The organism is Flavobacterium ginsengisoli, from assembly GCF_029625315.1.
GTDB lineage: Bacteria > Bacteroidota > Bacteroidia > Flavobacteriales > Flavobacteriaceae > Flavobacterium > Flavobacterium ginsengisoli.
This window is the reverse complement of the sequence record NZ_CP121110.1, coordinates 2,056,818-2,080,896: the sequence shown is the minus strand read 5'-3', so window position 1 is coordinate 2,080,896 and position 24,079 is coordinate 2,056,818. Positions and strand designations below refer to the sequence as shown.

Genomic DNA, 24,079 nt, shown 5'->3' with positions numbered 1-24,079 from the left:
TATTTTGAAAGCTTAATTTAGCTTAATTAACATATTTTTTTTTATTTATGATAAAACTAACAATGGTTAACTTGATTTCGACATATACATGTACCAGTTCCATTCCCAAGTTTTTCCTTTGTCATCAGACATTGCCTGGCTCCAAACAGGATTCTTTTCGTCTCGGGCATCCCATCGGAATACTTGAATAACTGGTTTTTCATCAAAAACATCTTTAGAAAAAAATGCCCAACTTTGCTTTCAAAAGAACCAACCACAGGTTTGTCTAATGTTCCTGTGTTAGAATCAGACCAGTAAATGCTCCACAATTTTGTTATCGGATTAAATAATCTTACTGTCATGCCTTCAAAAGGTTCTCCATCGAAAGTGGCTAGAAAATTATCAATATTTCCAATTCCGTTTAGAATCTTGTACATTTCCTGTGTCGAAGGAAATTCAATCCACTCATCGCAATTCGTTAATCTGGATTTTAATTTTCTGTTACGAATAACAGATTTTCCTTGAAAAAAATCAAAATCGTCTTTTGATGAAGATTCAGATGCAGTAATTAAAAGTTCTCCATTTTCATCAAATATTACTTTGGGAATTTCTAAGGATTGATTTTCCATGATTAAATTTATGAATTAGTTTAAGTTCTATACTCTCTAGTAACCTTATCAACTCCGTCTATTTTCTTGATGGCGCTAATCATTTTTTTCAAAATGGTATTGTTTTTAACGATTACTGCAACTTGCCCATGAAAAATTCCAGCATCGGTGCTAAGCGAAATGCTTTGTATATTAACGCTCATATTGTTTGAAATCACTTTTGTCAATTGGTTGGTAAGCCCTAAAACATCCATTCCGGTAATATTGATAATGGCTTTGAATTCTTCTTGAGAAGAGTCAATCCATTTTGCACTCATAATTCGATATGCATAATTCGATTGCATTCCGATCGCGTTCGGACAATCTTTTTTATGCACTTTAATTCCTTCGTTAATGGTAACAAAACCAAAAACATCGTCACCAGGAATTGGATTGCAACATTGCGAAAGCTTATAATCTAACTTGTCATGTTCGGTTCCAAAAACCAGCATGTCATAGTTGTCGCTAATGACTGGTTTATGAATGTCTTCATCAGCAGTATCTTTAGTTCGTTTGATTTTATTTTTTGAAGAAATTGATAAACGAATTGCTTTTCTGGCTAGCAAAATCTTTTAGTTGCTGATTCTCAATTGCACCAATTCCAACTCTGTAAAATAAATCTAAACTTGTTTTTAGTTTAAAGAAATTAACTAACTCATTTGTAACCTGTTCGTTAAAAGTAACTTTTAGGTGTTTTAATTTTCTAACAAGTAATTCTTTTCCTTCTTCTGCAATTTTTTTAGTGTTCTCGTTAAGAACGTTTTTAATTTTATTTTTTGCTCTTGAAGTCGTTACATATTCCAACCAGTTTACAGTTGGTTTCTGGTTTGGAGAGGTAATAACTTCAACTTGGTCACCGCTTTTTAATTCATAATTTAAAGGAACTAATCGTCCATTTACACGAGTACCACGTGTTTTAATTCCGATTTCAGAGTGAATGCTGAAAGCAAAATCAAGAGAAGTGGCGCCTTTTGGCAGCGATTTGATTTCTCCTTTTGGTGTAAAGATGAAGATTTCTTTAGAGTACAAATTCATTTTGAAATCTTCCACAAAATCAACTGCATTAGTTTCTGGATTTTCTAATGCTTCACGAAGTAAATTCAACCAAACATCTAAACCACTTTCTTCGCTTGCGCCATTTTTGTATTTGTAATGTGCGAGATAACCTTTTTCTGCAATTTCATCCATACGTTCGCTTCGAACCTGAACTTCGACCCAACGACCTTTTGGTCCCATAACAGTAATATGCAAAGCTTCATAACCAGTCGATTTAGGCGATGAAATCCAGTCACGCAGACGGCTTGGACTTGGGCGATAATGATCAGTTACGATAGAATATATTTTCCACGCGATGAATTTTTCTTCATGCGGATCGGCTTTGTATACAATTCGAAGAGCGAACTTGTCATAAACTTCATCAAAAGTTACGTTTTGCGCACGCATTTTTCGACGAATAGAATAAATAGATTTTGGACGTCCTTTGATGATATAATCGATCCCTTCGCTGTCTAAAGATTTCTTTAAAACATCTGAAATATCTTTGATGTAAGCATCTTGCTGTTCTTTAGTTTCACGAATTTTACTTACAATGTCATTGTAAACAGCAGGTTCAGTATATTTTAATCCTAAATCTTCGAGTTTGGTTTTAATGTTGTAAAGTCCTAAACGGTGGGCTAGAGGAGCATAAATGTACAGAGTTTCAGACGCAATTTTGGTTTGTTTGTATTCGGCCATCGAATCCATGGTTTGCATATTATGCAAACGGTCGGCCAATTTGATCAAAATTACACGAACGTCATCATTCAGTGTCAGAATCATTTTTCTGAAATTCTCCGCCTGCATTGAAGCATTTAAGTCTTTTTGAACTAGCGAAATCTTGGTAAGACCTTCGACTAATTGTGCCACTTTTGGATTAAACAAGCGTTCAATATCTTCTACTGTAATCGGAGTGTCTTCAACAACATCGTGTAATAAGGCCGCGGCGATAGAGGTCGCTCCCAGACCAATCTCTGAGGCAACAATTTTTGCAACTGCAATAGGATGAAAGATATACGCTTCGCCCGATTTACGTCTCTGTTCTTTATGAGCATCAACTGCAACATCAAATGCTTTTCGAATTAATTTTTTGTCAGTTGGGCTTAAAGTTTGATAACTTATTCGTAGTAATTCTTTGTATTCCTGCGCAATAGCTTTATTTTCTTTTTCAATATCTATTTCTGTCATAACGGCATAGTTCAAGTACTAAAAATAAGAATTAGTTTGAACATACGCAAGGCTTTGCCATTGTAGATTTAAGGGTGCAGATTTTAGATTTTTTAGGGTGTAATTTTTAGATTTTTGCTTGTAAAAAAGGGCTTCGACTTCGCTCAGCCTGACAAGCGAAAAGGGGATTAAAAATAAATTACAATTTTTAAATCCCAAATTCCAAAAAGAAGCAAAGCGACTTTAGAAAATCTAAAATCTAAAATCAGAAACCTCTTTGTCTTTTAGCTTCAAAAATTAAAATCGCGGCAGCGACAGAAACATTCATGCTGTCAATTTCTCCCTGCATCGGAATAATGATGTTTTGAGTTGCAGCCTCTCGCCATTCTTGTGTTAATCCCGTTGCTTCTGTGCCAACTACTAAAGCTGTTGGAGTAGTGAAGTTTTGAGTATGATATGAAGTTGAATTTTGTAAAGTAGCGCTGTAGAAATTGATTTTGTTTTCTTTTAAAAACGAAATGATTTCTGATGTTGTTCCTGTAGCAATTTGGTTAGTAAACAAACAGCCAACGCTCGATCGTACAATATTTGGGTTGTATAAATCGCTTTTCGGGTTAGCAATCAAAACGGCATCCAAATTTGCAAGCATCTGCTGTACGTAAAACGGCGCCAATATTTCCAGGTTTTTCTAGAGATTCTACAACTAGAATTAATGGGTTTTCAGATAATTTTAAATCAGATAATTTTAGAGATTTGCTTTTGGCAACGGCTAGAATTCCTTCTGTAGTATCGCGATACGCCAATTTTTGGTAAACCTCTTTATTGATTTCAATGATTTGAAAAGGATTTTGAATCAGTTTATTAATTTCTGATTCTGAAACTAATTCTGGTAAAAATAAAACCGTTTCGATTTCGTAACCTCCTTTTATGGCTAATGAAATCTCTCTTAAACCTTCAATCAAAAATGTTCCGGTTTGTTTTCTGGCTTTGGATTTTTCTTGAAGTAAAACCAAAGATTTGATAAACGGATTTTGAATTGAAGTGATTTGTTTCATTTTTTTAAGCGACTAAGATTCTAAGGCGCTAAGGTACTGAGTTTTTTTCTTCCTGCAAGGGTTTTAAAACCTTTACTAAAAAAGGTTTGCCACGAATTTTACCAATTTTCAAGAATTTTTCCACACAGTAAAAAAGAAAAACAATTCGTGAAAATTTGTGAAATTCGTGGCAAATAAAAACCTTTATTCTTCAGTAGAATTGTTTTCTTCTAAAAGCGCTGTTTCTTCGGCAGGTTTGGTCACTATTTGGTTTTTGTCTCCAAATAGAAATTTCTTTACGGCTGCAAAAGCGGCTATAATTCCTATTACGATAAACTTTCCAAATTTTGCTAAAATAGCAAAGAAACCAACTTTTGCCAATACTTTTCCAGCAACTAATCCGCCAATTGTCCATGCGGCAACGGTATCGGTATCAGCATCAAAATCTAGGTATTTGTGGCCTTCGTTAAATTCTACGCTTTTAATGATTCCTGGAATACTCGCTTTAACTTCTTCTAACTGATCTATGCCAGCAACAGCAGAAATATTGTACATTCCTTTTCTTCCTAAAACTCTTAAATCGTAATTTAATGTGTGTTCTTTATCTTGACCAAACTGCAACTCTTTTGCCCAATGCAGTACTTTTAAATTATTGTCATAGAATGGAGTAGAAGCCCATCCAATTAGTTGAACTTCAGAATATCCTGCTTTTTTTCTTTCTGCGTTTTCAGCTTTAACATCTTCTTTCATGGTTTTAAGAAGATCATCATAATCAATATCGCCAGCATCGTTATCTTTTACATAACCATCTCCTTGATAGCTTATAACAAACATCCAGCTGTTTGAATGTGTAACACCTTTTCCGTCTGGAACAAGCGAACCCAGAATCGATTTATCTTCTGGATTTCCCCATAAATTACTTAAGACATTTTGGGTTTGTTCTCCATTTAAAAATTTAAATCCTTTTGGAACATTTAAAGTTCCTTCACCTTGGGTAAGTTTAATTTTTCCAGATTCGTAGTTAAAAGATTTTTCAATTTTGTCGTAATAAGCGTTGAGAGTATCAGGTTCGTGGGCGATCATTTTGGTAATTGAAATCGTCCATAATAAAAGAAATAAAACAGTTTTTTTCATTTGGGTTGGTTTTGGTTTAATGTTAATATTTATGGTTTTTGGTTACTTTGAAATAATTCTGAAATTTCTTTTTCAACAGGATGCGACGTTTTAAAATCGTAACCCATAATTTTTGCTAGAGTTTGAGCAAATTGTTTTTGATAAAATTGAGATTCGGTTTTGATTTCTCCTTTTGAAGCAATTTCTGGTCCCATTACAGCAAACCAAATTTCAGATGCTCCAGGAACATCGGCGCCATGATCTGTCCATTGTGCTTTTACTTTATCGCCACGTCCGTGATCGACTGTTATAAATAAAGTTGTTTTGTTTTTGTATTGCGGATCATTTTGAACAAAGTTCCAAACTTCCTGAATCCATTTGTCAACTTGATTTGCAGCATCTAAATACGAACGATATTGCGCATGATGTGCCCATTCGTCGGTTTCTCCGTAAGCAATGTAAAGTACTTTTGGCTTTTTAGTTTTCAACTCATCCATGGCTTGGTAATGTGTAAAAACATCAAGACATTCATCTTCATGAAAAGGTTTAAATGAATTATCACGCATTTCATTAAGCAATTTTTGAGATGCTGTTGGTTTGTTTCCTCCAACTTTATCAAAAGCAGAAATGACAGGAAAACCGCTTCGTTCTTCGTTTAAAATTCTGTCAAAAGCATCCCAAGCGCCAAAAGCGACAACTTTTCCTTTTAGTTTAGACTGCTGATTTAGGAATTCCAAAACATTTACATTCGGATTGGCTTTATAGCCATTTGAATTGACTTTTAGATCAATATTTCCAGTCATGATTTCGCTATAACCTGGATAGCTAAACCAATACGGATTGGCAACATCAACTTTGTTTCCTAAATCTCTATTGCCATAAATTTGACCTTTAGTAGCAATTTCAGACCAGAAAAAAGGCATTAGTTTTTTGCGTGCTTCTTTGGTGTCAGAATCTGCATACTTCTTATAAATATAAGCGCTGTCTCCTTGATTGAATTTTTTGTCATTGGCAATCGCAGGATCGATTCCTTTAAAAACTTCCTGCCACCTAAAACCATCTGTAGTAATTATGATGATATTTTCTGTTTTTTGAGCTTGAGTTTGAATGCTTAATAAAATGAACAGAATTAAGATCGCTTTTTCATTTTCTATTAATTTGAAATTACATTAATTGCTTCAAAACTAATTAATTTAATTAATCAATTTTTACGGAATGACGTAACGTAACTATAAATTAATAGAAGAAAAAAAACGAGCTGATTAAAATGAGCGGTAATTAATCGGTTTAAATTTTACAACTTTTATAAAATCCCTCTAGACTTAATTTCTAGATATTTGTTAATGGCATCTAAAGTCAGATTTTCGGGCTGTGTTAAGACAGAATGTATTCCGTATTTCTTTAATTCGTTTACAATTAGTCGTTTTTCGAACATGAATTTCTCAGCAATAACTTTGTCGTAAACTTCTTGAATGGTAGTTGTTTTTTTATTGATAATACTGTTTAATTCGGTATTACTAAAGAAAACAACGACCAACAAATGGCTTTTTGCAATTCCTTTTAAATAAGGTAATTGACGATTTAAACCATCCATAGTTTCAAAATTGGTATACAGAATAATCAAACTTCTCTGATTGATGTTCTTTTTAATATCAACATACAATCTGCTATAATCGCTTTCAAAAAAATCTGTTTTTACATTGTATAAAGCTTCTAAGATTTTTTGCATCTGCGAACCTCTTCTTTCTGCAAAAACTCTGTTTTCTACTTTTTTAGAAAAAGAAAAAAGACCTGCTTTATCTTGTTTTTTCAAAATCACATTAGATAAAACCAAAGCCGAATTAATGGCGTAATCCAGCAAACTTAATCCATCAAAAGGCATTTGCATTACGCGCCCTTTGTCGATTGCCATATAAACCGACTGTGATTTTTCGTCCTGAAACTGATTGACCATCAAAGAGTTTCTTTTTGCAGTCGCTTTCCAATTCAGCGTTCTCAAATCATCGCCTTGAACATACTCTTTTATCTGCTCAAATTCCATTGTGTGACCAATTCGGCGTATTTTTTTGATTCCGTATTGAAATAAATTGTTTGAAAAAGCAATCAAATCATATTTTCTTAACTGAATAAAAGAAGGATATGTTGGAACCATTTGATCATTATCAAAAGAAAATCTTCTCGAAATAAGTCGTAACGGAGAAGAAACATAAATGTTTAGAGATCCAAAATGGTATTCTCCGCGTTCTGTTGGACGAAGATCGTAGCCAATTTCTTTTTGTGAAGCTTGCTTTTACTGTTTTTACGATTTTAAAATCGCGAACCTGAAATTGAAACGGAATCTCATCAATAATCTTAACTGAAATAGGAAAAGTATAATGATTTTTGAGATGTAGTTTTATTGGATTTAAATCTCCGTTTGACAACTTTTCTGGTGTAATTCTTTCTGCTTCTAGACCTGTTCGAGCAAAATACAAAAGCAAAATGTCAAGCACTAAAAAAGTAACTAAACCTAAAACAAGCGACCAAACTGCATTGTACATATTCGGAAAAATAAAGGCACAGACAAACAATCCTATAATGCCTATAAGCACATAGAAAAAGAAATTGTTGAGGTATAGACTTTTTATGAATTTCATGTTTTTTTAGTTTTCAGTCTCGGTTTACAGTCTCAGTCTCGGTTTACAGTCTCAGTCTCAGTTTTCAGTCTCAAAGTAACTGCGACTGTAAGCTTATCTAGGAATTTCCACGGTTTCGATAATCTGTTTAATGATTTCTGAACTTGTAATTCCTTCCATTTCGCGTTCTGGTGCTACAATAACACGGTGTTGTAAAACAGGAATTGCAGACTTCTTTAATATCTTCTGGAGTAACAAAATCGCGTCCGCGTATTGCGACAAAACCCTTCGAAGCATTCAAAATGGCGATTGAAGCACGAGGAGAAGCGCCTAAATATAAAAAAGCATTTTCGCGCGTATTTACTACGATTCTGGCAATGTATTCTAATAAGTTTTGTTCTACTCTAATTTGTTTTACCAGACCTTGATATTCTTTGATTTCTTCAGCAGAAAGAATAGTTTGAATAGCATCTAATTTTCCATGATCTTGTAATGTATGTTCTCTTTGGATGATTAAAATCTCTTCATTCAATTTTGGATAATCAATTGTGATTTTAAAAAGAAAACGATCCAATTGTGCTTCAGGCAAACGATATGTTCCTTCTTGCTCCACTGGATTTTGTGTTGCAATAACTAAAAATGGAGCCTCTAATTGATAAGCAGTACCATCTATTGTAATTTGACGTTCTTCCATTACTTCAAAAAGCGCGGCTTGTGTTTTTGCAGGAGCACGGTTAATCTCATCAATCAAAATCAAATTGGAGAAAATGGGACCTTTTTTAAACTCAAATTCTGAATTCTTCAAATTAAAAATTGAGGTTCCTAAAATATCAGAAGGCATTAAATCTGGTGTAAACTGAATTCTGCTGAAACCAATATTTAAAGTTTTGGCCAATAATTTAGCTGAAATTGTTTTGGCAACTCCAGGAACACCTTCTAAAAGAACGTGACCGTTTGATAAAATAGCTACCAAAAGCTGATCAACCATTTTGTGTTGCCCTACAATTACCGTTTCAATCTCTTTCTTAATCGTATTTACATGATCTAAAAGAGGCGTTAAATTAATTCTTGTCTCAAAATTCACATTTTCATTTGTGATTTCTCCTGATGTTGTATTGATATCGTCCATAATTTGGTATGTTTTTTTTGCCACAGATTAAAAGGATTAACACAGATTATTTTTTATAAAATCATTTTAATCCTTTTAATCTGTGGCAAATATTTAGTTAATGTAAAATCTTTTCTATTGCTGTATTTATTTTGATGAGGTCTTCTTCTAGACTTCCGTGATAACTTTTGCGATGATCATTAATTAATTGAACTAAGTCGCTAATATCTTTTTTGTCTTTTCCTGTTTTATAGTGCAATTTGTTTATAAAATCGTCATCTAGTTTGCTGGTATCCAATAAATAATCTGTTCTTATTTTTTCTAAAAAGTAAATGATCTTTTTTATCGATAATGTTGGTGTGATCTCCTTCCTGATAATATAAATTTCCAACTGTTTTGGTAAATTCAACCGTTAAATTCTGCAAAGGTTTTATGATTGGTACAATGCGCTGTTTTCTTTTTGCATTGAAGATCATAAAAATCAAAATTCCTAATAAACCTAAATACCAAGCCGATTTTAAAGCAGGCTGATTAAAGATATATCGCATTGGAGAACTTGAAATACGTTGGTCGTTAAAAATTTTATTGTACCAAAAAATGTTTCCTTTTGGTATATAAGAAACCAAGTTTTCGGCGTACTGATAATGATCTTTTTTAAGCAAATTATAATTGGTAAAAGCTACTGGCTGCGTGTGCAGATAGAGATGGCCGTTTTTATAAGGAACTTCAATAAAATTGATTTGTCTTTTATTTTTACGACTGGTTTGATATCCTAGAACTTTTGTATTTAAAGTGTCTATTTTTGAAAAATAATCACTTAATCCAGTGCCTAAAGTATATTTTTTTAAACTTACTTTTTTATTTGCCATCCAAGCTGTAATGCTGTCATTTGGCAAAAAATCGGTGTTTAATTCAATTTTTAAAGAATCCAGCAATACTTTAGGGAATACCTTCATACTTAAAAAAGCATTATTGCCGTGAGAGACAAAATATAAAATCTCTTTCATCGATGAATCATCAATATTGTTTACCTCAGAAATATTGATAAAAGTTCCTTTAATTTTATAGGTTTCTATATTCTCTCTTGAATCATATTGAGAATCCAGATATTCGTAAGGAGTCTGCGTTGAAATTCGTTCTACTTTCTCATGAAAGAGACGATCTGCTTCGTGATCAAAAATGTATAATCCAAATGGTATTTTATCATCAACAGAATACGTGGGAGTCCAGTCAATAGGTTTTGGCTGTCCTTTGTCTACTAATAATGTTATTCCGAAAATTAAAACCAGAACAGCAATGTATATTTTTACTTTATTATCCATTACCAAAAGTTTTTAATGCTTTTTTAAATCTGTTTTCAGTCTTTCTGAATGTTGCATCATCAATTTCAAATTCGCCGTACCAAATATAATTGTACAGGTATGAAAGATAGGTAAACTCTTCTTTATGAATAGGATTGTGCAATTCGTACAAATAATCGGAGTTTGTTTTTTCGATGTCCCATTCAATATAATGATGTTGTGCCATTACTTTTAAAAGCCATAAATAATAATATCGAACAGCGATTCTTCTTTCGCCAGTTTCGATACTTTCTTTAATAAGTTTTTCAAAATCTAAAAGGTGAATATTTTTCTCGGCATCAGAATAAAATAAGGTGCCTTTATTGGCATTTTTTCCAAAAATCCATCTTCCTTCTTTTTTGATTAAAGCTTTTGCAATAAAATAAATTAAAACAACAACGACCAAAACCGCAATTATTCTAAATAAAAAAGAAATAAAGTCGAAAGACGTTTTTACACTGCTGAAATTGAATAAATTAAAAATCTGCCTAGCCAGCCAATTCTTAAAATTATCCCACCAGTTTTTTTCGGGAGCTTTGTATTCATAGACAAATTCTTTGTCGGTATATTTTGTCTTGAAATCCTTTTCAAAATGTTTAGCTTCTACCGTTCCAGAATCTACTTGAATGTTTTTTTCAGTATATTTAATGGTAGTAATTTTTGGAGGATCTTCTTTAACCAAAGTATCTTGAGCATTTGCTATGCTCAAGCAGGAAATAAAATATAAAATAATTAAAAATCTATTCATTGGTATGATCTCCGATTAAATCAATTGATTTGGATTCCTGTCTATTTCCTGACTCTAAACTATAATAAATCATTCCTTGATTAATTACAATTACATTATTAAAAATATTGCCTAATATAATAAGCGAAAGTACAATAACCGTAATAAAACCTATTAAAAGAGGTGAAGGTTCTAGTGATTTTGGACCATTTGAATCAGAGTTTCCTATAAAGTAAGCAATCGAGATAAATATCCCCACAAAATAAAAAAATATTGTTATGGCAGACCTGAATAAACTGCATGATGATCATCATAATAAATGTTGTTCCAATTGTATTCCAAAAATCTTCTTTTGTTAGGTAATAGGCATGTTGTAACGATTCAAAAAAACGTTTTCCATCTGTTAGATAACTATAAAACCAAAGATTGAAAAAAGTAAAAAAGGTTGGAATTGCAACCAGAATTAATGGAATTCCGATAATTATAAAGCATAGAAAAAACATGATTATTAATGCAATTAATAGAACCGGAAAAACAATAATCAAGGCTCCTATGCTAAATTTTATTAGTTTAAAGAAAACCTTAAAAAAGCTAGACAATACAGCATTTAGATCAAAGTCCTTTTTACCATTTTCTAGCATTTTTAAATACAGAACAGGGTAAGCATAGTTGAACAAAGAGAAAATCAAAAATAGAACAACGCAGATTAATACTAAAGTTAATGTAAGTCCTTCGTTATTATCGAAATAACCTATAAGGTCGCTCTTTAACTGATTGTTTTCTAAACCAGAATTTTTTATAGCATCAAAATTAACTTTAATTAAAGTGTAAATTATAATTGCCAATAGAAGTAAAAAAGCTCCATTTACGATAAAAAAGATCTTAAAAAAGTTTTTTCCGAAGTCTTTGAAAAAAGTAAAAGTGTCACCTAGATTATCGCCTAATTGTCTTTTTTTATAAAGCTCAAACATTATAAATTAATTGATTTTGAAGTTAATTTTTTGTGTACAATAAAAGGATATACCAAGTAATAAAACGAAATTATTGAAAGCGTAAATAAGATTATAAAACTGCTTAACCAATTGGGCATATCGATAGAATATCGTGTAATAAAACCTTCTAAAAATCCTGCACTAATTGTGAAGGGAAAAGTGCTTAAGAATATCTTGAAGCTGTTCTTGAAGCCAATTTTAAAAGAATTTAATCTTGAGAACGTTTTAGGAAATAGGATAGAAGCGCCAAGAATGAATCCAGCAGTTGTTTCGATTACAATTGCAAAAATTTCCATAGAACCATGAATCCAGATTCCTCGCACGCTTTTCCAGAAAACACCTTGTTCGTAGAAGAAATATTGGAAAGAGCCCAACATAATGCAGTTTTGAAGAAAAACATTGAAAGTTCCGATTCCGCAAAAATACCGTAGAAATAACATTTGGCGCCCACAAAGAGGTTATTTACAGTAATGCCTATAAAACTTCCCCAGTTGCTTCCCGAACCATATACGGCCATCGGATTGCCTTTTTTAATATTTTCTAAAGTCATATTTACGTATTCGTCGCCTAAAATTAGCCGAACAAAATCACGATCGTAACGAGCAGAAAGAACGCCAATTGAAACAGTAACAAAAAATAAAATAAATGCGTAAGCCAAATATCTTCTGTACTCGTAAACCAATAACGGAATTTCAATTTTAAAGAAATCTACAACTCGATTCTGGTCTGTGCGTTTTGTTTTGTAAATCTTTTGATAAATCTGAGAAGCAAGATGATTAAGGTAAACAACCGTTTTACTTTTAGGATAATACGTTTGAGCATACGACAAATCATTCATCATTTGAATGTACAAATTAGCTAATTCATCAGGATTTTTTTTAGCTTTACCAAAAATTGCCAGCTCAAACTCGAGCCATTTTTCTCTGTTTTGTTTTATAAAGGCGATTTCTCTCATTGTAGGCTAAAATATGAAATATGTCAGAATTATCTATTAATACGACACAAAATGTCAAAATAAATTTTATCGCAGCTTCTGTAGGCGAAAGACTAGGTGCTTTTTTTATCGATTTGTTTATTGTAATCTGCTATATAACAGTTCTTTCTATAGTTCTTTTTGATTGGTCTGCAGCTAGATCGATTGATGGTAAATTTGGATGGCTGGTCACGCGGCGCTATTTTTTTAATGTTATATTCTCCGGTCATAATTTACTCATTGGTTTTAGAAAGTGTTTTTGAAGGACAGTCACTTGGCAAAAAAATACTGAAAATTAAAGTCGTAAAAATTGATGGCTATCAAGCAGGTTTTGGAGATTATTTAATTCGATGGTTTTTTAGAGTAATTGACTTTTTTACTTTTTTCGGACTTCCTGGACTCATTTCGGTTATTACCAGTCAGAAATCTCAAAGATTGGGAGACATGGCAGCAGGAACAGCAGTAATTACTTTGAAGAATAAAATTAATATAAGCCATACCATTTTAGAAGAAATTGGTGAGGCTTATGTACCTACATATCCTTTGGTGATTAAGCTTTCAGACAATGATATGCGTATTATTAAAGAAACTTATCAAAAAGCTGCGACTAAAAACGATCATGAGGTTATTTACAAATTGGTATCTAAAATCGAAAGCGTAACTGGAATTAAAAATCAATCTGGAAATAATAGTGATTTTATTCGTGTGATTTTAAAAGATTATAATTTTTACACACAAAATATGTAGTTTTTTTTCTTTGAATAATTAATGGGGTTTTCTGAGTTTTAATGATAATTTTTTAAAATTTCTTCGTAAATTTATATATAGATAATTAATTCATAAATTTCCAAACAAATGAAAATTACAAAGCCTTTTCTCGTATTGTTAATGCTATTATCTGCTTGTGTAAGTTTTGCCCAAAGCGGAAAAAAATTAGATAAAATTATAAAAAGAGATTATCAGATAATAGAATGTACGATTTCTAAAATGTCTGATAAAACCGTAGAATATTCGCTTCCAGGCGAGACAATCCAGATTTCATTAGACGTTTCGCAAATTGCCAAAATCGATTTTGCAAGCGGGAGATCTCAAACTTTTGACGTTTCTTCAAACGCAAATAATAACGCTCAAAGTGCATCATCTCAAAACATAGCAATTGCAGATAAACAGCACAATACAATTGCCGTATTGCCAATTCCTTACATAAATGCAGACAATCAGCAAGGTTCTGAAGATATGGCAAAATTTGCACAAAACGATTTGTACAACAAGCTGTTAGATAAATCATCAAATATTTTTCCGTTAACAGTTCAAGATTTAAGAACAACAAACAGTTTATTGCACAAAGCAGGCATTGACCACAATAATATTGATGAAACACCAATAGAAGATCTTGAAAAAATACTTGGAGTTGATAATATTGTTGCTGCAAAAGTTTCTTATACAATTGGAACAGGAACTACCGCTACGACTTACAACAGCGGAAATGCAAAAGTGAGCAATAACAATAAAAAAGTAACAACAAACGATATTTCTACAACAACAGCAAATGACCAAAAGTATTATTACTATACGGTTTATTTTGACATGTACAGAAATACAGATAAAATCTATTCTCAAACCCGTAAACCTTTGTTGGCGGTAAAAGACGGATGGATGGATTCTATTTCCTATTTATTGAAGAGAAGTCCTATTTACGTAAAAAAATGATAAATGTTTTTAGGAGTTACATTTGCTAAGATTATTCCTTACAACTTTGTAACTTTGACGCTTTGCATCTTTGTAACTCAAAAAAAATGTTTCACTTACTTGATATTATTGGGACAATGGCATTTGCCATGTCTGGCGCCCTAACTGCAATGCATAAAAAATTAGATCCGTTTGGAGTTTTTATTATTGCATTTGTAACCGCGGTTGGAGGCGGAACGCTTCGTGATGTCTTAATTGGAAGAACTCCTGTTGGCTGGATGCGTGACATGCAATACGTATATGTGATCATTTTAGGATTTTTTCTAGCAATTCTTTTCAGAAAAAGTTTCGATAAACTTCGTACCTCATTGTTTCTTTTTGATACAATCGGGCTCGGAGTTTTTACTTTAATAGGACTCGAAAGAGGCCTTATAACAGGACTTCATCCTGCAATTTGTATTGCATTAGGAACAATGACTGCCTGCTTTGGTGGTGTAATTCGTGATATTTTGTGTAACGAAATTCCAAACGTTTTTAGAGAGGAAATCTATGCAACGATCTGTATTTTTGGTGGACTTGTATTTTTTGGATTACGAAAACTAAATCTCAATGACGATATCTTATATCTGGTTACATCTCTTGTTATTATTGTGATTAGATTGTTGGCAGTAAAATACAAATGGCATTTAAAGGCATTTGATCATATGTAATTAAGTATGACGAAATTTACCATTAAAAAATACGATCAGAATGATTATTTAGTTTGGAACGATTTTGTCGCTCAGGCCAAAAATGCCACGTTTTTATTTCATCGCGATTTTATGGAATACCATAAAGATCGATTCGAAGATTTTTCGCTTTTAGTATTTGAAGATGAAAAATTGTATGCTATTCTTCCAGCCAATAAAAAAGGAAAAGCACTATATTCTCATCAAGGTTTAACTTATGGCGGACTTGTTTATAATGAGCAAACCAAACAAAAAGCAGTTATTGAAATACTGAGAGATATATTGTTTTTTCTGAATGAAAATAATTTTGATACATTACATCTTAAAACCCTCCCTTCAATTTATCAGCTAAAACCGGCTGAGGAAATTTTATATGGTTTGTTTTTGGCAGAAGCAAAGCTGGTTAGAAGAGACTCTCTTTCTGTAATTGATTTACAGCAGGAGAAAACAATGTCGAAAATTAGAAAAAGAGGACTTAAAAAAGCAATTTCCAATAAATTGATTATTAAAGAAGATAATGATTTTGAATTGTTTTGGAGCAAAATTCTTATTCCGAATTTAGAAAAAACACATGATGCCATACCTGTTCATTCAATTGAGGAAATAAATAAACTGAAATCGCTTTTTCCGGAAAACATTCATCAATTTAATGTTTACAAAAATGATGAGATTGTAGGCGGAACAACGATTTTTGAAACAAAAAATGTGGCGCATTGCCAGTATATTTCAAAAAAAACAGACCAAGAAGATTTAGGAAGTTTAGATTATCTTTTTCATTATCTGATTCATGAACGTTTTTCTGAAAAACGCTTTTTTGATTTTGGAATTTCAAATGAAAATCAAGGAAAAAAACTAAACGAAGGACTAGCTTATTGGAAGGAAAGTTTTGGCGCAAGTACTATTGTACATGATTTTTATGAAGTTAACACCGCCAATTATACTAAACTAGAAGACATTCTTATTTAAAAATAGAACATCGATGATATCTTTTCTTGATCTTAAAAAAATAAACGAACCTTATGAAACTGCTTTTCAAGAAAAACTGAAATCGGTTTTAGAAAATGGCTGGTATATTTTAGGGAAAGAAGTAGAAACATTTGAAAAGGCTTTTGCTGAATATTGCCAATCTAAATATTGTGTTGGAGTAGGAAACGGATTTGATGCTTTGGTTCTTATTTTTAAAGGTTATATCGAACTCAAGAAACTCAAAAAAGGAGACGAAGTTATTGTTCCTGCAAATACCTATATTGCAAGTATTTTAGCCATTTTGCAAGCAGATTTAGTTCCTGTTTTGGTTGAACCAAGATTGGATACTTATAATATAAATCCAGATTTGATCGAGGAGAAAATAACTCCAAAAACTAGAGCTATTTTGGCTGTTCATTTATACGGACAAATAGCTGAAATGGAAAGAATAACGAAAATTGCAGAAAAGCATAATTTGGTTATTGTAGAAGATTGCGCACAATCGCACGGATCAATTGACAACCAATACTTAACAAATAATAATCTAAATTCGGCTTGCGCTTACAGCTTTTATCCAGGAAAAAACTTAGGATGTTTAGGCGATGGTGGAGCTATTACTACAAATAATGCAACGCTGGCAAAAGTGCTTTTTTCGCTTCGAAATTATGGTTCGGAGACAAAATATTATAATGATTATGTAGGTTTGAATTCACGATTGGATGAAATACAGGCTGGTTTTTTAAATCTCAAATTACCCAATTTAAATTCGGATAATGAGAAAAGAAGAACCATTGCAAAACGATATCTTTCAGAAATTAAAAACGATAAGATAGTGCTTCCGTTTTGGGATTTTTCAGCCAATCATGTTTTTCACTTATTTGTCATTCGAACAGAAAATAGAGCACATTTGCAAGAATATCTAGCTCAACATACTATTCAAACCGTCATTCATTATCCAATTCCGCCACATAAGCAAAAAGCTTTTTCTGAGTTGAATAATCTTTCGTTTCCAATTACCGAGAAAATTCATAATGAAGTTCTGAGTCTGCCGATGAGTCCAGTTTTAACGCACGCTGAGGTTGATTTTATTGTAGAAACTCTAAATCGATACTAATTTGAATTTTTATAAAAAAATAGTTCAAACGGGTTTGTTTAAGGTTACTTCTTTGAACAGTTTAAGCGTTGCGCTGAAAATAGGAATCGGATTGATTACGTCAAAAATATTGGCTGTTTTTGTAGGCCCAAACGGAATGGCGTTGGTTGGAAATCTTCGTAATTTTTTAACTTCTCTGGAGACCATTTCTGTTTTAGGTTTTCAAAACGGAATTGTAAAATATACAGCCGAAAACGAAAAGAGTAGGATAGAACTTCAAAAGATAATCACAACCGTTTTTATCACTCTATTGCTTATTGCGGGGCTTTTAAGCATTTTCTTATTTCTAACAGCTTCTTATTGGAATAATAAAATTTTTGGAGACAATCTAGAATATCTTATTGTTTTTAAAGTTTTGGCATTGGTTTTACCCGGATATGGACTTTCTGTTTTTTTTATAGCAATAATTAATGGCTTGGGTAAATTCAAAAAAGTAATCTCAATTAATATTGTCGGAAATATTATGGGTTTAATGGCCTCTCTTTTTCTGATTACGCAGTTTAAAACTATTGGAGCTTTAATGTCAATTGTAATTACTCCTGCATTATTATTTTTTGTCACTTTTTATCTGATTCAGAAAGAGATTCAGTTTTTTCAAATCATAAGATTTCATTTGTTCGATTTCCGAATTCTAAAAAACCTTTCGTCTTATTCCTTAATGGCTGTGGTTTCATCTGTTTTTGGACCTTTTGTATTTCTATCTATTCGAAATCATATTATTCATGATTTAGGAATAGAACAAGCAGGATATTGGGAAACTATGACAAGAATTTCTACTTATTATTTGATGTTTGCCAGTACAATTTTAAGTGTTTATTTTTTGCCGAAATTATCTAAAGCTCAAAATGGTTTAGAAACCAAAAACATTTTCTTGCAGTATTATAAATACATTTTACCTGTTTTTGTTTGTGGATTAACGGTGATTTATCTAACGAGATTTTTTATTATTCGACTTCTTTTTACAAAAGAATTTTTGCCCGTTACCGATTTGTTTTTCTGGCAGCTGTTAGGAGATATTTTTAAAATTGCTTCGCTTATTTTAGGTTATCAATTGTTTGCCAAAAAAAGACTTCTGCATTCATTTTAAGTGAGTTGTTTTCGCTTGTAATATTGTACTTTTTTAGTTTGTACTTTATTCGAATTTATGGAATTGAAGGAGTTGTTATAGGGTATGCATTAGATAATTTTATTTACTTTCTTGTATTGTTTTTCTACTTTAGATCTGTTTTTAAACAATGATTTTTAGGTCGCTCAAATTTGTCTAAGGTTAAAATAGAGTTAGAAATTTTTCCAGACATCAAGATATTGCTGTGCAACTTTGATATAATCATGTTCCTTTTCAATAAACGCTCTTGCGCGTTTTCCTATTGCCGTAATCTCAGTCGGATTTTCTATAAGAAAAGATAGTTCGTCAACAAGATAATCAACATCAGGAAGTGCATTAATACACACTCTTTCGGATATTTTGTAATACTCCATAAATTCAGATTCAGCACCTGTAAACACTACTTTGCCTTTTGCCATTGCTTCGAGTGCATTATATCCTTGATCACAGGAATAAGCTTGATCTAATAAGATATGTGCTTTGTTATAGAGTTCAATATAAACAGGATAAGGAATTGTATTTGCGATTATTATTTCGACTTTGTCAGAGTACTTTTTTTGAATTATATCTAAAGCCTTTTCAAAAAACAGAATGCCTTTTTGATGGTAACTCCATTTGCTTATGCCGAGAAAAATAATAATCTTTCTGGCTATAACAAGTTCTTCAGAAATTAGTTTTTTGATATTGACAGGACAGGGAATAAATCCTGAGTATTTTGGATTTTTACTATTTGCCTCAACGTAATCAAAATCAGTTGCAATGATTCCATTAAATTTTGCTTTAATAAAATCGTGTATTTTAGAATGGCTTTTGCTAAGATAAGCATAGAAAGCTTTAAATTCTTTGTCTTCTTTAGGATTCGTAAAATAAGGCTGAAGAATTGATTTTTTAGATGGATTTTCAATGTAATATGTGAGTGTAGAGTAATCAATTCCAGTAGACAGCATGAAAGCTTTTTTGTTTGCAGAACAAAGCTTTTTCATAAGATAAAGCTCAAAACCTGAAGTCGTCTTTACAGAAGCTTCATTAATAAACTGAACTACATCAAAGTTTTGTAATTTGGGTAGAAAAAGAAAAAAACGAAATCCAGTTTCTAATCCAGCAAAATCAAATTTAAATAAGCGATAAATTATTTTTCGAGGAATAGTAAGAACCTTAAAATTAAGATACTTAGGTTCGTAATTATAATCAAGAGGATATTTTCTAAAGCCGTCTTTATTTCCAATTAAAACAACTTCATGACCAAGTTCAAGCAATCCTTCTTTTAAAGAATTATGCAAAAGACTGTATTCGCCAACAAGTAAAACCCTCATTAATGTTATATTTGATACGAAATTAAGAAATCAATAATTAATATTTGCGATCTAAAGGCATATATCATTAACAAGCATTTTGAGGAATGTTTTAAAATAGTAATATGGAAACGACAATTAATGATATTCAATACATAAAATTTCCGGTAGTAGAGGATGTTAGAGGTAATTTGGCTTTTATACAAAATGATATTTTACCTTTTGAGTTTAAGCGAATTTATTACCTTTTTGATATCCCGAGCAATGCTTTTCGAGGAGGCCATTCGCATATAGAACAGCATGAAATTTTAGTGGCGCTTAGTGGCAGTTTTTATGTTACATTGGATGATGGTTTTCAAAAAACTAAAATTTTACTAAATAAGCCAGATGTGGGATTGCATTTAGTCAATGGATTGTGGCGTGAACTTGAAGATTTTTCTTCTGGAGCTGTATGTCTTGTTTTAGCATCAGATGTTTTTGATGAAGATGATTACATAAGAGATTATGACAAATTTTTGATGTTTAAAAAATGAGGTTATTATACATCACCCAAAGAATTAATGAAGAAGGAGGGGTTCAGCGCGTACTTTCTGTAAAAACAGATTATTTAATAAAAAAATGGAATTATCAAATTTCTATCATCACGCAGAATGATGGGGATTCAGATGTGTTTTTCGAATTTAATAAAGCAATAAGTTTTTACGATATTTCATTAAAAAAAGGTAAACTTTTGAATTTGATTGAATATAAAAAACAACTTCAAAAATACATTAGTCTATTACAACCTGATTGCATAATCATCTCTGACTTTGCATTAAAATCATTTTCAATTCCATTATTTTTAAAAACAGACGTTCCTATTATATTTGAAGCTCATGGCTCAAGATTTAATGAATATAGAAAAACATTTTTTGGGAGATTTACGGGTAAATTAAAATATGAATATCGGAACTACTGTGCTTCTAAATTTTTATTTTTCGTTGCATTATCAAAAGAAAGTTTAGAAGAATGGTCTATTAAAAACGGAAGAGTAATTTCTAATCCGTTATGGTTTAAAATGATCCAAACTGCAGAATTGGAAGAAAAGAAAATTATAATGGTTGCCAGACATTCTTATGAAAAAGGAATTGACAGAATATTGAAAATGTGGCCATTGATAGTACAGAAATATCCAGAATGGAAATTGGAAATTTTTGGAAAATCAAATAAAACACTTCAGCTTGAAAAGCAGCAGAGTGATAAAAATATTACATTCTCTAATCCGGTGCATAATATTCAGGAAATCTATAAATCGGCTTCAATATTGGTAATGACTTCTCGAAATGAAGCGTTGCCAATGGTGTTAATTGAAGCTATGGCTATTGGTCTTCCTTGTGTGGCTTATGATTGCCCTGTAGGTCCAAAAGCCATTATTAGAAATAATGAGAATGGTTTTCTTATTGAAGAAGATGATGAAACGTCTTTCATTGAAAAATTAAGTTTATTAATCGAAGACGAAATGTTACGAAAAAAATGGGAGTAAAAGCCCAAGAAAGTGTTCAAAAGTATGATATTGATATTATAATGCAACAATGGAAAAATTTCTTTGAAGAAATTGTAAAAACTAATTTAAAGTAGAATAGTATCCAAGACGATAAATATCAAAAAGAAAAAGCGAAGGCTTTTTACTTAATAATTGTTTTTCCAATAAAGGTCTAAAAATCTTAAAACCGACAGCGATTAAAGCTGTAAGATGATATTTTTTAATGATTTGAAAATAATGAGACAGTTTAATGTAATCTGGTGAAATTAAATTCGAATCGACTAAATTTTTTAAACCTAAGATAGCTTCTTCAGATTTTCTCAAAAATGTTTTGCTGTCTTCTAAACCAAGATGAAAAACCGGATTATCAATATGAATAATCTTAATTTGATTTTGTTTTAGATCAAAAGAGAACAAGGTGTCTTCGTGTCTCAGATTTGGAATTTCTTCGTTAAATCTTACTTTAGAAAAAATGCTTTTTTTAATGAGAAAGTTTAAAGTCAAGAAAGAAAGATACGGATTTTTTATGCGCTCAGAAACGGGTAGAGCTTCTCTTTCTTTTCCGTAAAACCATCTTAAAAGTTCACTTTTTAAAGGTTTAGAACTTTCATATAAAATTCCTCCGTAGACTATTTTTTCTTCATTATCGATATAAGAAATGTAGTTTGAAATAAAATCTTTTCCTATTGGCATCGTATCGGCATCCAGAAAAAGTAAATTTTCGTAAAAGGCTTTTTTGGCTAATAAATTTCGAATAGCACTTCTTCCAATATTTTTCTCTAAAACAACAAAAGAGCAATTTTGAAATTGATCAATTTTTTGATTTTCAATTGTAAAAAGACTTGAGGCATCGTCAAAGCAAAGAATTTCAAAAATAATCCCACAAGAAGTGCATTGCTTTACGAGCTCGCTTACAAGCGGTAAAACATTATAATTGTAAATTGGAATTAAAATGGAAAGCATTAATAACCTTTTTAAAATATATTTGTAAAGGAAATGCTTTTTATTTTACTATTCTATTAAGTTGATTAAATTTTAAAAAAGATAAATTTAAAATGAATTTAAGGTCGCTTTATTATTCTATTTCGCCAAATTCAAGATTACTTGTTCGTAAAATTTATTACGCTCCAGCAGATTTTTGGGATATAATAAAGGGCAAAAAAAACAAATATGTTCCTAAAAAAGGAGATATTTTTATAGGTTCAGGCGATTTTATTTTGCAAGGAAAACACCATTTGCGGCTTTTAAAAGAATATATTTCGTTAAAGCCTGACGATACAGTGCTTGATGTAGGTTGTGGAATTGGTCGTGCTGCAGTTGCATTGACGCAATATTTGTCAAAAGAGGGAAGTTATGAGGGTTTTGACGTTGTAAAAAAAGGAATTGACTGGTGCCAAAATCAGATCACCACAGATTTTCCAAACTTCACATTTAAGCATGTTTCGTTGAATAATGATTTGTACTCTTTAACAGATCAAAAAGCAGAAGATTTCATATTTCCTTATGAAGACAATTCTTTTGACAGCGTTTTCTTGTTTTCAGTTTTTACACACATGCAACCAAAGGAAGTCCAAAATTATCTAAATGAAATTTACCGAGTTTTGAAACCAGGAGGCAGATGTCTATCTACTTTTTTCTCTACAATGATGAAAATGAAAACTATATTTCGAATGTAAATAAAAGTTTTTGTTTTTCTTATGGAAGAGAAGGATATAGGCTTATGAGTGAAAAAGTTACATCAGCGAATATTGCTTTCAAAGAAGAATTTCTTGCTCAAATGCTTAAAAATAGCAGTCTAAAATTAGAAAATAAGATATACGGAACATGGGCAGGCCAATCACAGAAAGGTTTGCACGATTTTCAGGATATCCTGATTTTTGAAAAAGTAGAGTTTAGATTATACGCTTCTTTTGCACCACTTCGAAGATTCTTTCATCTTCGCATTTTAAGGTTTTAGATGGAAATTTCATCAATAAAGCATAATCATGAGTCGCCATAATCACAGTTTTACCTGCGGCATTGATCGCTTTTAAAACTTCTAAAACTTCAGAACTAGTTTGAGGATCAAGATTTCCTGTTGGCTCATCGGCTAAAATAAATTCTGGATCATTAAGAAGCGCTCTTGCAATTGCAACACGCTGCTGTTCTCCTCCAGAAAGTTGATGAGGCATTTTGTTCATAAAATCTTTCATTCCTACTTTGTCCAAAACTTCATCAATTTTGTGTTGCATAGCTTCTTTTTCAGTCCATCCTGTAGCTCTCAAAACAAAAAGCATGTTGTCTTTAATAGAACGGTCTGGAAGCAGTTTGAAGTCTTGGAATACAATACCAATTTTACGTCTTAAATAAGGAATGTCGTTTTCTTTTAAAGTTGCCAAATCAAATTCAACAATATGCCCTTCGCCTTCAATTAACGGTAGATCAGCATATAAAGTTTTAAGAAAACTACTTTTTCCAGAACCGGTTTTCCCGATAATGTAGATGAACTCACCATGATTAACATCTAAGTTAATGTGAGATATAATTTTTCTTCCTTCTTGATATATAGTGACTTCTTTAAGAGATAGTACGGTTTGTGACATAATAAAATTGGTTTGAATGGTAAAAGTAATAAGATAACGCTTGTATTCAAAATAATTTTGAATCATTTCTTAGGAAAAAGTTTAAAAACCAAACTGTATAATCAATATAAGTTCATTTGATAAATAGCAGGAAAGTTTTCTTACGCTTAAAATATCCAATGGTGTTTAGTAGGTTTTTATTATTTGTTTTAGAAAGTTTGAGAACCAATAATTTGAAGTTTTTTAAAGCGTAAAATAGCGAGCAGTTTCGTAATTTGTTCATAATAAAACCTCAAAACGTTTCGTTATAACCCGTATAAAATGATACATTTG

18 protein-coding genes and 6 pseudogenes are annotated in these 24,079 nt (G+C 31.6%); 9 read left to right on the top strand and 15 right to left on the bottom strand.

Annotation, left to right across the window (positions count from 1 at the left end):
* Positions 1-56 precede the first annotated feature (56 nt).
* From P5P87_RS09740 to P5P87_RS09685, 12 genes and pseudogenes are all read right to left on the bottom strand, one after another.
* Positions 57-608, bottom strand: coding sequence for a hypothetical protein (locus tag P5P87_RS09740; protein ID WP_278022393.1), 552 nt, complete (start codon positions 606-608; stop codon positions 57-59).
* Positions 609-628: 20 nt separating this feature from the next.
* Positions 629-2,849, bottom strand: a pseudogene (locus tag P5P87_RS09735) (RelA/SpoT family protein).
* Positions 2,850-3,093: 244 nt separating this feature from the next.
* Positions 3,094-3,883 (bottom strand): annotated as a pseudogene (locus P5P87_RS09730) (TrmH family RNA methyltransferase).
* A gap of 183 nt (positions 3,884-4,066) precedes the next feature.
* Positions 4,067-4,996: a DUF2167 domain-containing protein gene (locus P5P87_RS09725; RefSeq protein WP_278022392.1), complete on the bottom strand. Its 930-nt coding sequence runs from the start codon at positions 4,994-4,996 to the stop codon at positions 4,067-4,069.
* A gap of 29 nt (positions 4,997-5,025) precedes the next feature.
* Positions 5,026-5,898: an alkaline phosphatase family protein gene (locus P5P87_RS09720; protein WP_278022391.1), complete on the bottom strand. Its 873-nt coding sequence runs from the start codon at positions 5,896-5,898 to the stop codon at positions 5,026-5,028.
* A 380-nt stretch (positions 5,899-6,278) separates the two neighbouring features.
* Positions 6,279-7,611, bottom strand: a pseudogene (locus tag P5P87_RS09715) (DUF58 domain-containing protein).
* Between the two features lie 93 nt (positions 7,612-7,704).
* A pseudogene (locus P5P87_RS09710) lies at positions 7,705-8,719 on the bottom strand (AAA family ATPase).
* 97 nt (positions 8,720-8,816) lie between these two features.
* Complete coding sequence (locus tag P5P87_RS09705) at positions 8,817-8,996, bottom strand: hypothetical protein (protein ID WP_278022390.1); 180 nt, start codon at positions 8,994-8,996, stop codon at positions 8,817-8,819.
* The gene (locus tag P5P87_RS09700) at positions 8,974-10,020 is read right to left on the bottom strand and encodes a DUF4350 domain-containing protein (RefSeq protein WP_278022389.1); all 1,047 of its coding nucleotides are present in this window, start codon (positions 10,018-10,020) and stop codon (positions 8,974-8,976) included. The genes P5P87_RS09705 and P5P87_RS09700 overlap by 23 nt, the downstream gene beginning before the upstream one ends.
* Positions 10,013-10,786 (bottom strand): DUF4129 domain-containing protein, encoded by a 774-nt coding sequence (locus tag P5P87_RS09695; RefSeq protein ID WP_278022388.1) that lies wholly within the window; start codon positions 10,784-10,786, stop codon positions 10,013-10,015. The genes P5P87_RS09700 and P5P87_RS09695 overlap by 8 nt, the downstream gene beginning before the upstream one ends.
* A complete protein-coding gene (locus P5P87_RS09690) occupies positions 10,779-11,024 on the bottom strand; it encodes a hypothetical protein (protein WP_278022387.1) in 246 nt (81 codons plus the stop codon). Before P5P87_RS09690 ends, P5P87_RS09695 begins: the two co-directional genes overlap by 8 nt.
* A 711-nt stretch (positions 11,025-11,735) precedes the next feature.
* Positions 11,736-12,712, bottom strand: a pseudogene (locus P5P87_RS09685) (stage II sporulation protein M).
* A 20-nt stretch (positions 12,713-12,732) separates the two neighbouring features.
* Between P5P87_RS09685 and P5P87_RS09680 the strand changes: the two are divergent.
* From P5P87_RS09680 to P5P87_RS09655, 6 genes and pseudogenes are all read left to right on the top strand, one after another.
* Positions 12,733-13,477 (top strand): annotated as a pseudogene (locus P5P87_RS09680) (RDD family protein).
* A gap of 108 nt (positions 13,478-13,585) precedes the next feature.
* The gene (locus P5P87_RS09675) at positions 13,586-14,440 is read left to right on the top strand and encodes a hypothetical protein (protein ID WP_198856878.1); all 855 of its coding nucleotides are present in this window, start codon (positions 13,586-13,588) and stop codon (positions 14,438-14,440) included.
* Positions 14,441-14,526: 86 nt separating this feature from the next.
* Entirely contained in the window at positions 14,527-15,129 is a 603-nt protein-coding gene (locus P5P87_RS09670) for a trimeric intracellular cation channel family protein (protein WP_198856879.1), read from the top strand.
* Positions 15,130-15,135: 6 nt separating this feature from the next.
* Entirely contained in the window at positions 15,136-16,113 is a 978-nt protein-coding gene (locus P5P87_RS09665; RefSeq protein ID WP_278022386.1) for a GNAT family N-acetyltransferase, read from the top strand.
* A gap of 13 nt (positions 16,114-16,126) precedes the next feature.
* Positions 16,127-17,227 carry a DegT/DnrJ/EryC1/StrS family aminotransferase gene (locus tag P5P87_RS09660; RefSeq protein WP_278022385.1) on the top strand — a complete coding sequence of 367 codons (1,101 nt, stop codon included), beginning with the start codon at positions 16,127-16,129 and terminating at the stop codon, positions 17,225-17,227.
* A 1-nt stretch (position 17,228) separates the two neighbouring features.
* The gene (locus tag P5P87_RS09655; RefSeq protein WP_278022384.1) at positions 17,229-18,353 is read left to right on the top strand and encodes an O-antigen translocase; all 1,125 of its coding nucleotides are present in this window, start codon (positions 17,229-17,231) and stop codon (positions 18,351-18,353) included.
* A 191-nt stretch (positions 18,354-18,544) separates the two neighbouring features.
* Here P5P87_RS09655 and P5P87_RS09650 read toward each other — a convergent pair whose 3' ends face one another.
* On the bottom strand, positions 18,545-19,684 hold the full coding sequence (locus tag P5P87_RS09650) for a glycosyltransferase (protein WP_278022383.1): 1,140 nt from the start codon (positions 19,682-19,684) through the stop codon (positions 18,545-18,547).
* A gap of 104 nt (positions 19,685-19,788) precedes the next feature.
* Here P5P87_RS09650 and P5P87_RS09645 point away from each other — a divergent pair, with 104 nt between their 5' ends.
* Both P5P87_RS09645 and P5P87_RS09640 read left to right on the top strand, forming a co-directional pair.
* Positions 19,789-20,196: a sugar 3,4-ketoisomerase gene (locus P5P87_RS09645; protein WP_198856883.1), complete on the top strand. Its 408-nt coding sequence runs from the start codon at positions 19,789-19,791 to the stop codon at positions 20,194-20,196.
* On the top strand, positions 20,193-21,185 hold the full coding sequence (locus tag P5P87_RS09640) for a glycosyltransferase (protein WP_278022382.1): 993 nt from the start codon (positions 20,193-20,195) through the stop codon (positions 21,183-21,185). Before P5P87_RS09645 ends, P5P87_RS09640 begins: the two co-directional genes overlap by 4 nt.
* An 81-nt stretch (positions 21,186-21,266) precedes the next feature.
* Here the strand turns inward: P5P87_RS09640 and P5P87_RS09635 are convergent, their stop codons facing one another.
* Positions 21,267-22,148: a glycosyltransferase family 2 protein gene (locus P5P87_RS09635; protein ID WP_278022381.1), complete on the bottom strand. Its 882-nt coding sequence runs from the start codon at positions 22,146-22,148 to the stop codon at positions 21,267-21,269.
* A gap of 92 nt (positions 22,149-22,240) precedes the next feature.
* Here P5P87_RS09635 and P5P87_RS09630 point away from each other — a divergent pair, with 92 nt between their 5' ends.
* A complete protein-coding gene (locus P5P87_RS09630) occupies positions 22,241-22,861 on the top strand; it encodes a class I SAM-dependent methyltransferase (protein ID WP_278022380.1) in 621 nt (206 codons plus the stop codon).
* Positions 22,862-23,077: 216 nt separating this feature from the next.
* Here the strand turns inward: P5P87_RS09630 and P5P87_RS09625 are convergent, their stop codons facing one another.
* Positions 23,078-23,767, bottom strand: coding sequence for a cell division ATP-binding protein FtsE (locus P5P87_RS09625; RefSeq protein WP_278022784.1), 690 nt, complete (start codon positions 23,765-23,767; stop codon positions 23,078-23,080).
* Positions 23,768-24,079: the final 312 nt, after the last annotated feature.